Below are 14,941 nucleotides of genomic sequence, written 5' to 3' on the forward strand. Positions count from 1 at the left end.
CATAAAAATACATAATTACCCGAAATGCAGCAACAGATAATTCACGCTGAGTGATAATTACTGACACTGAGGCTTCAGAATAGCGTCCAGCAATGGCGCCATATCAGGCCGCCAGGCGCCCTCTTCCCCATCGTAGAATTTTTCATCGCCGTTGACTGCATACGGAATCTGCGCTTTTTGTAATTCACAGGCAACAAACGTCGCCATCGCAACCTGCTGATCGATCGGTAATTTACTGCCAGGAGACCAGTTCCCGACCCAGGAAAGATGGCCGGTTTTCTGCTGCCAGTGCACGGCAGTTTCGATGCGGGCGTGGATAGCCGCTTTTTCCGCATCCGTCCCCGTCGTCCACTGGTTTTTTCCGTTCCATGTTTTGCCGTTCCAGTTTTTTGGGCCGCCCGGCATCAGGTGCCAGTCAGCCATGACCAGTCCGTGGCGGGATTCAGGAATTTTAAGCGTGGCCAGCGCTTCCGGGGAGGCGTGGCTACGTGGCGCAACAAAGATATGGCGCTGAGGGCTGATTTTATGAATCGCCTTCACGGTCTTGTCGTAAATCTGGTTGAGTAACTGAGGGTTGGCACTGAGTTTCTCCTCCGGCTGCCCGATAATATCGAACACCAGCGAGTCGTCATTTTTGGCAAAAAAGCGCGCCACGGTCGTCCACCACTCCACGATATCTTCCGCATTTTCAGCGGTCGGCTTCGCTTTCAGCTCCGCAGCCCGGTAGCTGATCACCGGCACGATATGGTACTGCTCGCAGGCATCAACGATGCGCCGTAAATGCACCAGTTTCTGATGGGTTATCGGCCCGGCAACGCGAATGCGGACATGGCCAAAGCCTCGCTGCTGAAAGTCACGCACCGTCAGAGGGTCAAATTCGCGGATGCCTCGCTCTGTTAACGCCCAGTCAACGTTCATTCCCACCCCAAGCTGGCTGGTCCAGGTGGGCGGCAAAACATCCTGCTGCTGCGCAAACGAACTGGCACAGAAAGAGAGGGCAACCAGAATAAGAGTTGGCTTTAACATCGGCGGCACGTTACTTAGCGAAGGAAAACTAATATTTAGCATGCTTTTCCCGTTTGCGGGGAGTGAGGATTGCAATAAAAAATTAATCGTGATGCCGAGTGTGAAGGATAGCCAAAGCGAACTACTCGTCGCTGAGCACAATGCCGAGCCTGTCCGCCATCTTCACAATCTCTTCAACCACTTCTGGCGTTGAAAATATCCCACAAGCTTCACGCTGCAACGCTAAATCCTCAGGACGAGTTCTGCCGCCATAAAAAAGGAAAGCACTGCTGTCATCATGCTGTCGGGATTTCCAGACCATGCCGTCAATGGTGGGATTTTGATCGTGAATCGCGCGCGCCCAGCGCTGCGTTTGCGGGTAAACCAGGCGATCGCTTAACAGAAAAAACTGCTTTGATAACCCCATCCGGTAGAGGTCTGCTGTTTTAAGCGTCACCAGCGTCAGCTCTCGCCTGAGCACCAGTTGACTCATTCCCCAGTGCCGCCACGGCCTGATGGATAAAAACCCCCGCCGCTCGCCGCCAATCAGGTCGTGAAAAAGCGTTTCGGCCAGCGCCCCTGCGATGCTGTCTGCCGCATACAGGCTCGGCACCAGCCGCCCCTGTATATCTTTAAAAGGGCTGAACCTGGCACCGTAATCGTTGCCGGTTAGTTCACGCCCTGGATTAAAACTGTTTCCAGGCCAGGTAAGGGCATGACAGCGATAAAGGACCTTTCCCGCCGGTAAAGTTTCTTTAAAAATCGGGATCGCGTCTCCCGGCTCAGGAAGTTCAGGAGCAAGCAACACAGGCTCGCCAAAAAGTACTCTCGTTTTGGCCTCATCCTTCGGCGCCATCCTGTAGCCTCCTGACCTCGTATTCAGCGGCCTGTAGCACGTTCGCCGGATAAGCAGATACCATTTCGGCAGGCGTTTTTCCCGCCAGCAGGCCGTTAGAGGTCGCAAACCATTCTGCCAGCCCCCAGGCCGTTTTGTTCTGAGCGAAGGTCTCCAGAATGACTTTCATCACTGGCAGAGGACGGTAGTTTTCATCCAGACCATAGCGCGGATAGACGTTCCCGACGCCGCGTTTAATGACAGAGAAAATTTTTCCAGCCGCCTTCCAGCGCGTTGGCTGAGCCGAGACATTTTTTGTCGAGTAGCCGCCCAGCATGGCGATTTCATGGGTGGTCAGCCAGCCTTCGTCCGTTAACCTGTCTCGCGCCTGTGCCAGGCGGGCCTGGTTAATCACCTCGCACTGCTGGGCCGGAGGAAGAAAACTGCTTTGTGCCGCGTAACGCTTTGATGAATCTGCAGTGTAGCTGGCTGCAGGTTCATGGGCGACAAGCACGCCCTCACCGATAAGCTTCTCGCCATAGAGTTCCACCAGCTTTTCATAACCGTCATTAAGCTCCAGCACCTGCTGCTGCGTTTGTAGCTCTTCGGTTGCCTCTAGCAGATGAGTGAGTTGGGTATGCAGCGCTTCCAGCCCGGAAACGCCACCGCGAAGCGCAAGCTGCAGGGTCAGCCCGGCTTCGCGCTTGCTGTTTGGCTCGCGAACGCCTCTTGCAAGCGTGAGTTTCACGCTCTCGCTGTCAAACAGCACCCGGTCTTTTTTCTTCTCAATACGTCCGGTTTGCCTTGAAACCATTGCGTCCTCCAAAGTAACCCAACTAACCAATCTAACCTTAATAACCCTAACAACTTTATCGCCGGGTACAAAAAATGTCCAGACTGGAGAAGGCAATCTGGGAAGCATCGCCATAAAAAAAGCGCGACGTCTCCGCCGCGCTTGATAATAGCCCAAGAAAATTTATTTCAATTCAGGCCAGTAGTCTTTGTTCGCTTCAATCAAATCATCAAGAATCGCTTTGGCAACGGAGGCGCTCGGCACGGTTTTCGACAGGGTGATCGCCTGCCACAGTTTCTGATAAGAGCGGTGCTCCCAGGCATCCACGACCAGTTTTTCAACGGCAACCTGCTGGCTCATCAATCCTTTCTGGAACTGAGGGATGTTCCCCACGACCAGCGGCTCCGGCCCGTCTTTGCCCACCAGACAAGGGATTTCCACCATGGCTTCCGGGTCGAAGTTATTGATTGCCCCGTTATTCGGCACAATCAGCAGCATCCGCTCCTGGGTGTTAAAGGCAATGGCCGTTGCCAGATCGACGATGTAAGAGGCATGCTCGTCAATTTCCAGCTCACCTGCAGAGGATTTCCCGGCGCTAATAATGGCGTTGCAGGAACCAAACACGTGCTTCTCGCGGTGATCCATTACCTCATTCGCCCTGGTGCGCTCCGGGTTGGAGTGCTGCACCACGTAATCCGGATACAAATAGTATTTCAGGTAGGTATTCGGCAGCGTGTCCGGATCAAGCGCCCAGACATCTTTTGCTTTGGCAAAAGTGTCGTTCCAGCTTGCTTCGGTACCATGCTCATCTTTTGGCGGCACATAGCCATATTTAGCCACATGTTCGCGAATTTTCGGCATCAAATCATTGCCGTCTTTATCTTCTACGTGGGTCCACCAGCCAAAGTGGTTCAGGCCGTAGTAACGCACCTTCATCTCTTTGCGATCCTTCAGGCCCACAATCTGCGCCATGCGGCTCTCGATGCCGATAGGCATATCGCAGATATTCAGGATTCTTGAGTCTGGACGCAGGCGGCGGGTCGCTTCCGCCACAATGGCTGCCGGGTTGGAGTAGTTCAACATCCAGGCGTTCGGCGAATATTTTTCCATATAATCCACCAGCTCCAGCACGCCGCCGATGGAGCGCATGCCGTAGGCTATTCCGCCCGGGCCGCAGGTTTCCTGGCCGAGTACGCCGTGGCGAAGCGGGATTTTCTCGTCTTTTTCACGCATCGGATATTTGCCCACGCGAATGTGCGCCATCACAAAATCCACGTCACTGAACGCTTCCTGCGGGTCGGTGGTATAGCTGAAGTCGATATCCGGGGCCTGCTCTTTCAGGATGATTTTGCAGGCTTCGGCGATAGTTTCCTGGCGTGCGCCGTCGTTATCGTAGAACTTCAGCGCCCGCAGCGGGAAACGGGTCTGGTTAGCCAACAGCATCAGCACGATGCCTGGAGTAAAAGTACTGCCGCCACCTGCTACAACTACCGAGAATTTTTTCATGATACTGCCTCCGTCATGGATGGGTGTTCGTCTGAAGTTTGCTCTTTGATAAGGGTTTCAATCTGGTCGCGAATTTGCGGGACATGCAGCCCGACAATCACCTGAATGCCATTGCCGCTGCGCACCACGCCGTGGGCGCCAAGGGCTTTGAACACTTCGTCGGCTTCGGTCAGAGCCATGTCACCGAGCGTGATACGCAGACGAGTCGCGCAGTTGTTCAGGCTGGCGATATTCGCCGCGCCGCCGAGCGCCTGCAGGAAGCCATGCGCCTGCCCGTGCTTTGCATCCTGACTGACTGCCGCACTGGTTTGCTGCCGTGCCGCCTGGTAGTCGGCCTTGCTGTAGAGTTTGATCTCGCTGTCTTCCCGGCCCGGCGTTTTCAGGTTGAAACGCAGAATCAGGGCGCGGAAAACCACGAAGTAGACGCCGGTAAAGGCGATACCGATACCTATCTGGGTAAAGACCATCGAGGCGTGGTTATGGAACATGGGGATCCAGTTTTGCGGCAGGAACTGGTCCAGCAGGCCGCCGCCCATGTTGCCCACCACGCCCGCCATGTACATCACCGTTGCCATTGAGGCGGCCAGGAAGGCGTGAACAGCGAACAGCAGCGGAGAGATAAACAGGAAGGTAAATTCCAGCGGTTCAGTGATGCCGACCAGCATGGCTGTCAGCGTCGCGGGTATCAGCAGCCCGGCAACCTTCACGCGGTTTTGCGGCGAGGCGGTGTAGTAGAGCGCCAGCGCGATACCCACCGAGCCAAACACCTTCGAGTTGCCGTGCAGGGCGAAGCCGCCTTCCGGGAACAGAGATTTCAGCGATGCAGTGCTCTGGCTGAACTCCTGCAAATGCTGCGCCCAGTAAACCTGAATGCCGCCTTCAACCGCCGCCGGGCCGAAGATGAACGGGCCATAGACGAAGTGGTGCAGCCCGGTAGGGATCAGAATGCGTTCAAGGAAGGTGTATACCCAGACCCCCAGCGCCCCGGCACTGCGTAAAAATGCCTGCAGCGATTCGATGCCGAGCTGCACTTTTGGCCAGCCGAGCAGCGTCAGCCAGGCGCAGGGGATCATCACCAGGAAGGCCACAATCACCACAAAAGAGCTGCCCTGGAAAATACCCAGGAATACCGGCAGCGGCTTATCGAAATAACGGTTGTGAATCGCGGTGACGATGCCGGAGATAACAATCGCCCCGATGATGCTGGTGTCGAGCGTTTTAATCCCGGCCATCATCGTCAGGCCGCTGCCTGCCGTAGGGTCGAGGCTAAAGTCGACGCCGAAGTAGTGCCCCCACGTCATCCCCATCGCATTGATGAAGTAGTTCCAGGTTAAGAAGCTCACCAGCACCGCCAGGCAAGCTCGCCCCTGGGCCTGTTTTGCCAGGCCGATGGGCAGACCCACAGCAAAAATCAGCGGCATATTCCGGAACACCGTCCAGCCGCCTTCCTCGATGATATGAACAATTTGTGCAAACAGAGTGTCTGGTGCGGTGAGCGCTTCGCCAACAAACAGCGGGTTGCGCAGCATGATGGCAAGCCCGACCACGATCCCGGCAAAGGGGAACAGCAGAACCGGGGTAAACATTGCACCACCAAAGCGTTGTATTTGACTGAGCATTTTTAAATCCTCATGTAACAACTTCGTAGAGTAAGAGGCGGCCTTATTTTTTTAGTTGGCCTGAGGCTGAGGATATGAGCGCGCGCGGTGGCTCGCCGCGTCAGGCGCAGCGATTCGTGATCGTATTCATGGTTTTTATTTGGCCAAAGTTGTCTACTTTTAGAGTTAAAACTAGACAATTAACCGACATATAACGGCGTGATAACGCCTGGAGATGTCCAGCTATGATCTACAAATCAATTGCCGACAGGCTACGGATGCGGCTTAATTCTGCCGACTACACCATAGGCAGCCCTCTGCCTGGGGAAAAGAAGCTGGCTGAAGAATTTGGCGTGTCGCGCATGACGATTCGTAAAGCGGTGGATTTGCTTGTGGGCTGGGGTCTGGTTAATCGCCGCCAGGGCAGCGGCACCTGGGTGACAAAAAAAGACGTTCACCACGAAACCACTAACCTGACGGGTTTTGTGGAAGTGATGCGCAGCCAGGGCAAAGAGGTGCTGAGCGAAGTGCTGGAGTTTAGTGTGATGCCCGCGCCCCCGGCGATAGCCAGCCTGCTGCGCATTAAGATCGACGAAAAAATCTATTACTCCCGCCGCGTGCGAGCCGTGGGCGGCAAGCCGCTGATGGTGGAAGACAGCTATATGCCGGTCAAACTTTTTCGCAACCTGTCCCTGGCCCACCTTGAGGGGTCAAAATTCAGCTATATCGAAGATGAATGCCAGATAGTCATCAGCGGCAACTATGAAACGCTGACGCCGGTACTCGCCGACGCCAAAACGGCAAGACTGCTGAACATCGCGGAGGCGACACCGATTTTGCGCATCACCTCGCTCTCCTACAGCGACAAAGGCGAATTTCTTAACTATTCGGTGATGTTCAGAAATGCCAGCGAATATCAGGTGGATTACCACTTACGCCGGGATCATTCGAGAGTGCCGCCCGGCCAGTCGGGCGGCGGAGAGCTATAGTCCCCAGAACAGCAGCGCCAGCAGTTGGGGAGTAATAATGCGCAGGAACATCACCAGCGGGTAAACCGTAGCGTAAGAAAGCGCGGCGGCTCCACTGGTCGCATGCAGCCCGTTGGCAAAGGCCAGCGCAGGCGGGTCTGTCATCGAGCCCGCCAGCATGCCGCACAGCGTCAGGTAGTTCATCTTCACCAGCAGGCGAGCAAGCAGGCCGACGGTAATCAGCGGCACCGCGGTGATCAGAATGCCGTAGCCAATCCAGCTTACGCCGTCGCCCACCAGCAGCGTGTCGATAAAATCCCCGCCGGACTTGAGCCCGACTACCGCCAGAAACAGGACGATACCCAGCTCACGCAGCGCCAGGTTCGCGCTCGGCGGCATAAACCAGTAAAGCTTGCCGATGCTGCCGATGCGCCCGAGGATCAGCGCCATAATCAGCGGCCCGCCTGCCAGGCCAAGGCGCAGCGCCGCCGGGAAACCGGGGATAAACAGCGGAATGGAGCCCAGCAGCACGCCAAGCCCAATGCCGATAAACACCGGCAGCATTTGCACCTGCTGCAGCTTATGCTGCGCGTTACCAACTTCTGCGGCCACCGCGTCTATCGATTGAGAGCGTCCGACCAGGTTGAGGATGTCGCCGAACTGCAGGCTGGCGTTGCTGCTGGCCACCAGCTCGACCCCGGCGCGGTTAAGGCGAGATATCACCACGTCATATTTCTGCTTCAGATGCAGATCGCGGATCTTCTTGCCCAGAACCTTTTCGTTGGTCACCACGACGCGCTCAACCCGCAGATCCGTGCCTCGCGTGGAAAGCGAAGTATCCACTTCGTTGCCGATCACCAGCAGCGCTTTGTGCAGATCTTTTTCTGCCCCAACGAGGTGCAGCAGGTCGCCAGTCTGAACGAGGGTGCCTGGAGAAGGCACCATCAGCAGTTCGCCGCGCTTGAGGCGGGAGCAAATTATCTCGTCGCTGTTAAGAATAGGGATGTCCTGAATCGCCAGACCGTTCAGGTTTGGGTTGGCGACGCAGATATTCATGGTGTGCAGCTGGGCGTGATTTTGGCCGCTGTTGGCTTCAAACTGCTGAGCTTCTTTGTCAACGCTGACGCGAAAGGCCATGCGTAACAGCCACATGGTCAGCAGGATGCCGCAAATCCCAAACGGATAGGCCATCGCGTAGCTCATCCCCATTTGGTCAACCAATTGCCCCGGCGTGCCGAGATCGGTCAGGATCTGCTGCCCGGCACCCAGCGCCGGCGTATTCGTGACGGCACCGGAGAAGATCCCCAATACCACTGGCAGCGGCACATCAAACAGCTTGTAGACCACGGCAGTGACCAACGCACCGAGCACAACGATAAGAATAGCGAACAAATTCAGACGCAGGCCGGAAACGCGCAGGGATGAGAAGAAACCGGGGCCGACCTGGATGCCTATCGTGTAAACAAACAGGATCAGCCCAAATTCCTGGATAAAGTGCAGCATGTCGCCGTTCAGGCCAATCCCGGCCTGATTGACAAAGTGGCCGACAATAATGCCGCCAAACAGCACACCTCCGATCCCGAAGCCCACCCCGCGGATCTTGATATTACCGATCCACAATCCCACGACGGCAACCAGCGCCAGCATGCTGACGGTTAACGCTATTCCACTCATATATAATCCCTGTGAATAACATTATTGTTACTAAGGATTCTGGCAGAGCTACGGGGAGGATAATGGGGTGCGGAGCACAAAAAAGGCCCCATTTTCAGGGGCCTTAATACTTCATATGGGAAAATTATTTAGCTATTCAGCGCCGGGCGTTCGCTAATGGCGATCCGCTGCGGAGCAACCGCTTCCGGGATGTCCCGCACCAGGTCAATGTGCAGCAAGCCGTTGGTGAACGTTGCCCCTGAAACCTGCATATGCTCGGCCAGGGTAAAGCTCAGGCTGAACGGCTGAGTCACCAGCCCCTGATGCAGCCAGTTGGTCTCTTTTTCCGGTTTAACCGGGGTGCCCTTCACGCTCAGGCGGGTGCCTTCCAGCTCGATATCAAGATCTTCCTGGCGGAAACCGGCCAAAGCCAGCGTGATGCGGTAATGGTTATCGTCGCTTTTTTCGATGTTGTACGGCGGGAAGCCCTGGCTTTCACCGCTGGACTGCAGCGCGTTGGCCAGTTTATCGAAGCCGATCCATTGACGCAGAAGTGGGGATAAATCGTAGTTACGCATAGTGTTTTCTCCTTCTTTGAAGCAAGAAATAACCTGCCCGCATGCGAACGGGCATTGGCTCCCTGACGGCAAGCCAGCTTGATGACGGGCCGCGCGCGGCGCGACCCCATGAATTAGTTGATTTCGATGCGGCGAGGCTTCATCGATTCTGGAATTTCACGTTCCAGGCTGATGTACAGCAGGCCGTTGATCAGGTTCGCGCCACGAACGTGGATGTTTTCCGCCAGCTGGAATTTGCGCTCGAAGTTGCGTTCGGCAATGCCCTGGTAGAGGTAAGTCCGCTCTTGCTGCTCGCCCGCGTGCGCCCCTTTGACGATAAGCAAGTTATCCTGGGCAGTGATCTCAAGTTCGCTTTCTGCGAAACCGGCGACGGCGATAGCAATGCGATAGTGGTTTTCGTCCACTAATTCAACGTTGTACGGAGGGTAGCCGCCGTTACTTTGGCTCTGGTTGCTTTCCAGCAGATTAAACAGACGGTCAAAACCAATGGCGGAACGGTACAGCGGAGAAAGATCGAAGTTACGCATAATAAAAAGCTCCTGAAATCAGCGAGTAAGATGTAAAAGCCTTCCCTTTGGACAGGCCATGAACCTGAGTACCCAATCGGCGTACTCTCTCTGGTTACCCTACTAAAGTGTGGCTTGCTTAAAATTTTTCAAGGCGCCTGAACGCAAATTTTTTGCGTGAATGGCTTTCCTTACTTAGACTGGCAAACAGCATAAAAGGTTAAAAATATGCGATAGCCGCCGCAGAGCGGAACGATGGACATTTTTAAATCACGGGCGGGTGTTATAACTCCGCTGGGGCTGGTACTCCGCCAACCATTGAAGATGACAGCAAAATGATAATGAGAAACTGGTTTCCAACTCTGGTGATTAGCAGCGGGCTGTTATTACTGACCGGCTGCTCAAGTATGATGTCACACAGCGGCGGCAAAGAAGGCGTGTACCCTGGTACCCGAGCCAGTGCGGCAACGCTTGGCGACGACGACACCAGTTGGGCAATCAAGCCGCTGGTTGCGCTGGATCTGCCGTTTACCGCCGTGCTCGACACGGTGCTGCTGCCGTGGGATATGTTCCGCAAGGACAATTCGGTGAGATCGCGTGTGGAAGCCAGCGAGCAACAGAATCTGGCCACTAACTCCGTTATCCCACCGGCAGAACTGCCTCACTGAATCATTTACAGGCCGGTTTCCGCGCTCCATAACTGGCGGAAACCCTCGACGTCCTGCATCCAGGCAACCTGCTTGCCGTTCGGGGAGAAGACGATGGCATCGCCAGAAGGTGCTTCGCCCTCTGCCGAACTTAATGCCGTAATGACCCCGCTTTGCGCGTCACACAGCACCACACGCCCCTGCTGCACAAACCCAAGAGCTTTACCTGAAGGATGCCAGTTAAAGGCCGACTGAATGTCGTGCTCACCGTGGGTAACCTGCCGTGGCTCGCCGCCGTTCGGGGAAATCACCCAAAGCTGCACCACGCCGCTGTCGTCGCGCATCAGGAAGGCAAGCTGGCTGCCGTCCGGGCTGCTGCGGATCCAGTGCCGGGGCTGATTCACCAGACCCGGATAACGGCGCTGATGGGTAAAGGTCAGCCGACGTTGCATCACGCTTTTTGGCGGCGCTGGCAGCGTCGTGGCGGTGCCACACAGCGGTTCACTTCCGGCCTGCTGGTAAGCCTGCGGCTCATTGGGAAGGTCCACGATAAACAGCTCGGGCCCCTTCTCACCGTTTGCCAACCGGGTATCACCGATAAACGCCAGCGCCCAGCGTTGAACGCTGCCGTCTGGCTTCCGGTAGCCATGTTCCCCGACCCAGCCTTCTTCGTAGGCACGGTTAATCTCATCGCTGCCGGGCTGTGGCTCTGCCGTCGTGCGGCTCACCAGCACGCAATAATGGCTCCCGCCGTATTCTCGTGGATGCTGTTTAGCCGGCGTCACGGGGCCAAACGGCAGCGCGACGCCGACGTTACGCAGGTCGAGGCGCGCATCAAGCTCGTGCATAACGTGGTCGTTATAGGTGAAGCTCAAGCGGCTGCCGTCCGGGCTCCAGACGTGAACATGGCTGCCGCCGCGCAGCGCGCCTGGGGTATAGGGCGAGGTAATGTCCATTGCATCAAGATTGCTGGCCTCACCCTGCGCCACAACCACGCCACGGCGGTGGTGGAAGTCATAGTGCCAGTCGACGTCCGGGTTTTCCGGGCCATGGATGAAAACGTAGCGCTCCGGCTGCCGTGGGTTCACGGTCACCACGCCAACGTGGGCGCCTTCAGGGGCGCGATAAACCACCTCGACGTCACCGTTCTGGATATTAACTCGCTCGATGGTTGTGCCGGTAAAAGAGGCTCCCGAAGGCCGAACGTCGAAGGCCAGCCACTGGCTGTCCGGCGTCCAGGTATTGATGTTGGTAAGCTGATGATGACGCGGTGCGAAGGTGAGTTGTTTGATCACGGTTTTGCCCTGAAGCGCTGAGTACGCCTCAGGGTAAAAGAATTAGCCAGGCCTTTCCACTTTGCCAGGCAACCTGCCCCGGAGCCACGCGCAAAACTGGCGGGCTAACGGGTCATTTTCGCTTTCACGATGGATAAGCCACGCCCAGTCAGCACCGCGCACGGTTTGCTCCACCAGCGGGCTAAGTTGCTCACTTTCCCTTTTTCTTTCTGCCAGCAGCTGGCTGACAAGCGCAATACCCAGCCCGTCTGCTGCGGCGTCAAGCAACAATCCAGGATCGGAGAAATTCACCCCCTGGCTTTGCTGGCCGACGTCCACCCCGCCAGCCACGCTCCAGTGCTCCCAGCTCATCTCGCGTTCGCCGTGCAGCGTTAGTCGCTGCTCTACCGGCAAATCCTGCACGGTGGGATGGCTGGCCGGATAAAGTCTATCCTTGTACAACACCTCGAAAAGACATTCCGCCTGCTGGCTGAGGTCATCCCGGATAGCCACATCGACGGTTTCGCTGGCCATATCCGGCGGGTCGAAGCTGGTGAACAGCCAAAGATCGGTCTGCGGATACTGGCGATTAAAGTCCGCCAGATTAGGCAACAGCCAGTGCCTGGCGAAAGCGGGCGTGGTGTTCACGATAAGCTGATTCGGCTTGCGGTACTGATCGAGCCGACGAATACCCACCGCCAGCTGTTGCAGCATGACCTGCGCGGTGCTGTAGAGATCCTGCCCGGCGTCCGTCAGACTGACGCTGCGCCCGCTGCGAAAGAACAGCGGCTGCTCCAGGTAATCCTCCAGGCTGCGGATTTGCTGGCTGATGGCCGACTGGGTCAGGTGCAGTTCAGACGCAGCCTGGTGAAAGCTTCCCAGACGCGCGGCGGCTTCAAACCCACGCAGGGCATTTAACGGTGGCCAGTGTTTTAACATGTCGATAAGCCAGGCTAATCAGATGTCCGCTAAATATATCGTTGGAAGCCGAATTCAGCCAGTGATGAAATATCCACCTGTAATACTGAGCAGAATTTCTTACGTTAAAACAGCTATACGGGAGTCCGGTATGTCAACGCGTCGTGAATTTATTAAATGTGCCTCGGTGCTGGCCGGGATGGGTATGGCGGGTTCTTTCGGACTGCCTGTTTCTGCCTTCGCGGCCGCTAGCCCGGGCTGGCGTATGCCTGACGAAGGAGAACCGCAGCAGCGTGCATTTATCGCGTTTGGCGCTCAACGCGCCATCTGGAAAGATTTTACCCCTGACGTACAGGATGCCCTGGGGCGCATCGCGCACGCCATCGCCGGTTACCAGCCGCTGACGGTATTTTGCCGGGAGCACGAACGCACGCTGGCGGAGGAAAAATGCGGCAGCCACAACGTCACTTACGTGGTGACCGAGCTGGACGACATCTGGATGCGGGACACCGGCGCGTGCTTTGTCACTTCTTCGGCAGACAAACTCGCCGCCGTGGGCTTTAACTTCAACGGCTGGGGCAATAAGCAGCGGCACAGCAAAGACACGAAGCTGGCGGCATTTATGGCCGAAAAATACGGTGCAGCGCCGTTCATCCCCAGCGCGCTGACGGGCGAAGGTGGCGGGATTGAAGTGGACGGGCACGGCACCGGCATCATGACCGAAAGCAGTTGGGTAAACGCCAACCGCAATCCGGACTGGAGCCGCGACCGGGTAGAGCAGGAGCTGAAAACACAGCTTGGCCTGAAAAAGATCATCTGGCTGCCGGGCATCAAAGGCAAAGATATTACCGATGCCCATGTCGATTTTTACGCCCGCTTTGTTGAGCCCGGCGTAGTGATCGCCAACCTCGATCCCGACCCGGATTCCTGGGACCACAAAGTGACGCAGACGCACCTGGACATCCTCAGGCAGGCCACTGACGCCGAGGGCCGCAGGCTACAAGTTCACACCGTCACACCACCGCAGGTCCCACGCGCAAGCCGCTTCAGCGAAGGAAACCCGGATTTTGCCGCCGGGTACATCAATTACTTCGTGATTAACGGCGCGATTATCGCCCCGGAGTTTGGCGATGAAGAGACGGATGAGGCGGCGCTTAGTTTGCTGTCGACGCTTTACCCTGAGCGTGAGGTTGTGCAGCTTAACATCGACGCAATTGCCGCCGGAGGCGGAGGGATTCACTGTGTAACAAATCAGTTACCCGCAGTGAAATAACAAAAGGGAGCGCACCTGGCGCTCCCTCTTATTTAACCTACCCTTTCCACTTTCCCCACCAGCAGGATGTAGGAAAGTGCGCCCAGCAAAGCAACCGCCGCGATATACACCAGCGCCGGAGCAAAACCGTAGCTTTGGGCGAGATAGCCAATCACCAGCGGCACGGTGATCCCGCCCAGCCCACCGACGAAGTTAAACACCCCACCCGTCAGGCCAATCAGACGCATCGGCGCCAGGGACGACACCAGTGACCAGGTGATAGACGCAAAGCCGTTACCGAAGAAGGCGATTGCCATCAGCGTCATAATCCACACCGGATCTTCCGTGTAGTTAGCCCCCATGATGCAGGTTGAGAGCAACAAGCCGCAAATGATGGGTGTTTTACGCGCAATCCCCAGCGAATACCCTTTCCGCACCAGGCGGTCGGCAACCCATCCGGACAGCAGTACGCCAAAGAAGGCTGCCAGGAACGGCACTGTCGTCATAAAACCCGCTTTCAGGGCGGTAATTCCCTTTTCCTGTGTCAGATAGTTCGGGAACCACGTCAGGAAGAACCAGAGCGTGGAAGCTACCGCGAACTGGCCCAAATACACCCCCACCAGCTTACGGTGGAACACTAATTTCCAGTCGGCGGCGCTCAGCGGCTTACGCGCTTTCTTTTCTACAGGAGCATCGCCGTCCACAAGGCCACCGCCTTCGCGGATATAGTCCAGCTCGGCGGCGTTAATCCCTTTACTCTTACGCGGCGGCTGATAAACCTTAAACCAGATAATCGACCAGATGATGCCGATGCCACCGGTCACGATAAACACCCAGTGCCAGCTTAAAAGCTCCTGAATCCAGATCAACAGCGGCGTTAAAAACGCCAGGCCAACAAACTGCCCGGAGGTGTAAAAGCCTACTGCAGACGCACGCTCGTGCTCCGGGAACCAGCTTGTCACCATGCGGTTATTGGTCGGGAACGCCGGAGCCTCAAAAATGCCGGTAATCGCACGCAAACCAATCAGCGACATCAGCCCGGTGGCGAATCCCTGAAAAAGCGTCGCGGCGGACCAGCCGAAAATCGCAATGAAGTAGGTCAGACGAGAGCCTACGCGGTCGAGAAACCAGCCGCCCGGGATCTGGCACAGGGTATAAAGCCAGGCAAAGGCCGAGAAGATATAGCCCATTTCCGTTTTGGTGATGCCAAACTCTTCCTGAATATGGGCCGACGCGACCGCGAGGTTGGCACGGTCAACGTAGCAAATCACCACCGTAATAAAGATCATCACCAGCGTTAAATAACGGCGGCGCGTAGGTTTCGCCGCAGTTGCAGAAATATCCATGATATTTCGTCTCCAAAAAATGGCATAGTGAAGCTGATCACCATGCCCTGTTATACAGAGGG

The 14,941-nt window shown here is 56.2% G+C and carries 13 protein-coding genes and 1 pseudogene; 3 read left to right on the plus strand and 11 right to left on the minus strand.

The genetic code is table 11. From position 1 onward, the window contains the following. Positions 1 to 57 precede the first annotated feature (57 nt). The 5 genes from F3J28_RS18890 to F3J28_RS18910 all read right to left on the minus strand — a co-directional run bounded on the left by F3J28_RS18890 (position 58) and on the right by F3J28_RS18910 (position 5,758). Complete coding sequence (locus tag F3J28_RS18890) at positions 58 to 1,068, minus strand: cellulase family glycosylhydrolase (RefSeq protein ID WP_286178344.1); 1,011 nt, start codon at positions 1,066 to 1,068, stop codon at positions 58 to 60. A gap of 79 nt (positions 1,069 to 1,147) precedes the next feature. After that, complete coding sequence (locus tag F3J28_RS18895; protein WP_166878731.1) at positions 1,148 to 1,861, minus strand: RES family NAD+ phosphorylase; 714 nt, start codon at positions 1,859 to 1,861, stop codon at positions 1,148 to 1,150. Further along, on the minus strand, positions 1,845 to 2,654 hold the full coding sequence (locus F3J28_RS18900; protein WP_166878734.1) for a hypothetical protein: 810 nt from the start codon (positions 2,652 to 2,654) through the stop codon (positions 1,845 to 1,847). The genes F3J28_RS18895 and F3J28_RS18900 overlap by 17 nt, the downstream gene beginning before the upstream one ends. 162 nt (positions 2,655 to 2,816) lie before the next feature. Then, positions 2,817 to 4,139 carry a 6-phospho-alpha-glucosidase gene (locus F3J28_RS18905; RefSeq protein WP_166878736.1) on the minus strand — a complete coding sequence of 441 codons (1,323 nt, stop codon included), beginning with the start codon at positions 4,137 to 4,139 and terminating at the stop codon, positions 2,817 to 2,819. Continuing rightward, positions 4,136 to 5,758, minus strand: a complete 1,623-nt coding sequence (locus tag F3J28_RS18910; protein WP_008460671.1) for an alpha-glucoside-specific PTS transporter subunit IIBC — start codon at positions 5,756 to 5,758, stop codon at positions 4,136 to 4,138. Before F3J28_RS18910 ends, F3J28_RS18905 begins: the two co-directional genes overlap by 4 nt. 224 nt (positions 5,759 to 5,982) lie before the next feature. Between F3J28_RS18910 and F3J28_RS18915 the strand changes: the two genes are divergently transcribed. Then, positions 5,983 to 6,726 (plus strand): GntR family transcriptional regulator, encoded by a 744-nt coding sequence (locus F3J28_RS18915; RefSeq protein ID WP_166878739.1) that lies wholly within the window; start codon positions 5,983 to 5,985, stop codon positions 6,724 to 6,726. Here F3J28_RS18915 and F3J28_RS18920 read toward each other — a convergent pair. From F3J28_RS18920 to ibpA, 3 genes are all read right to left on the minus strand, one after another. Beyond that, positions 6,721 to 8,379, minus strand: coding sequence for a putative transporter (locus tag F3J28_RS18920; protein WP_166878742.1), 1,659 nt, complete (start codon positions 8,377 to 8,379; stop codon positions 6,721 to 6,723). The genes F3J28_RS18915 and F3J28_RS18920 overlap by 6 nt on opposite strands. 128 nt (positions 8,380 to 8,507) lie before the next feature. Continuing rightward, complete coding sequence (ibpB, locus tag F3J28_RS18925) at positions 8,508 to 8,936, minus strand: small heat shock chaperone IbpB (RefSeq protein WP_008460665.1); 429 nt, start codon at positions 8,934 to 8,936, stop codon at positions 8,508 to 8,510. A 113-nt stretch (positions 8,937 to 9,049) separates the two neighbouring features. After that, positions 9,050 to 9,463, minus strand: coding sequence for a small heat shock chaperone IbpA (gene ibpA, locus F3J28_RS18930; RefSeq protein WP_166878744.1), 414 nt, complete (start codon positions 9,461 to 9,463; stop codon positions 9,050 to 9,052). Positions 9,464 to 9,777: 314 nt separating this feature from the next. Here ibpA and F3J28_RS18935 point away from each other — a divergent pair, with 314 nt between their 5' ends. After that, complete coding sequence (locus tag F3J28_RS18935; RefSeq protein ID WP_166878747.1) at positions 9,778 to 10,110, plus strand: YceK/YidQ family lipoprotein; 333 nt, start codon at positions 9,778 to 9,780, stop codon at positions 10,108 to 10,110. 5 nt (positions 10,111 to 10,115) lie between these two features. Here the strand turns inward: F3J28_RS18935 and F3J28_RS18940 are convergent, their stop codons facing one another. Continuing rightward, positions 10,116 to 11,381: a YidR family protein gene (locus F3J28_RS18940; protein WP_166878998.1), complete on the minus strand. Its 1,266-nt coding sequence runs from the start codon at positions 11,379 to 11,381 to the stop codon at positions 10,116 to 10,118. 45 nt (positions 11,382 to 11,426) lie between these two features. Continuing rightward, entirely contained in the window at positions 11,427 to 12,302 is an 876-nt protein-coding gene (locus F3J28_RS18945) for a LysR family transcriptional regulator (RefSeq protein WP_166878748.1), read from the minus strand. Between the two features lie 130 nt (positions 12,303 to 12,432). Between F3J28_RS18945 and F3J28_RS18950 the strand changes: the two genes are divergently transcribed. Beyond that, positions 12,433 to 13,554: an agmatine deiminase family protein gene (locus F3J28_RS18950; RefSeq protein ID WP_166878751.1), complete on the plus strand. Its 1,122-nt coding sequence runs from the start codon at positions 12,433 to 12,435 to the stop codon at positions 13,552 to 13,554. A gap of 32 nt (positions 13,555 to 13,586) precedes the next feature. Here F3J28_RS18950 and F3J28_RS18955 read toward each other — a convergent pair. Beyond that, a pseudogene (locus F3J28_RS18955) lies at positions 13,587 to 14,923 on the minus strand (MFS transporter). Between the last annotated feature and the right edge of the window lie 18 nt (positions 14,924 to 14,941).

This window comes from Enterobacter sp. Ap-1006, from assembly GCF_011752835.1.
Classification (GTDB): domain Bacteria; phylum Pseudomonadota; class Gammaproteobacteria; order Enterobacterales; family Enterobacteriaceae; genus Cedecea.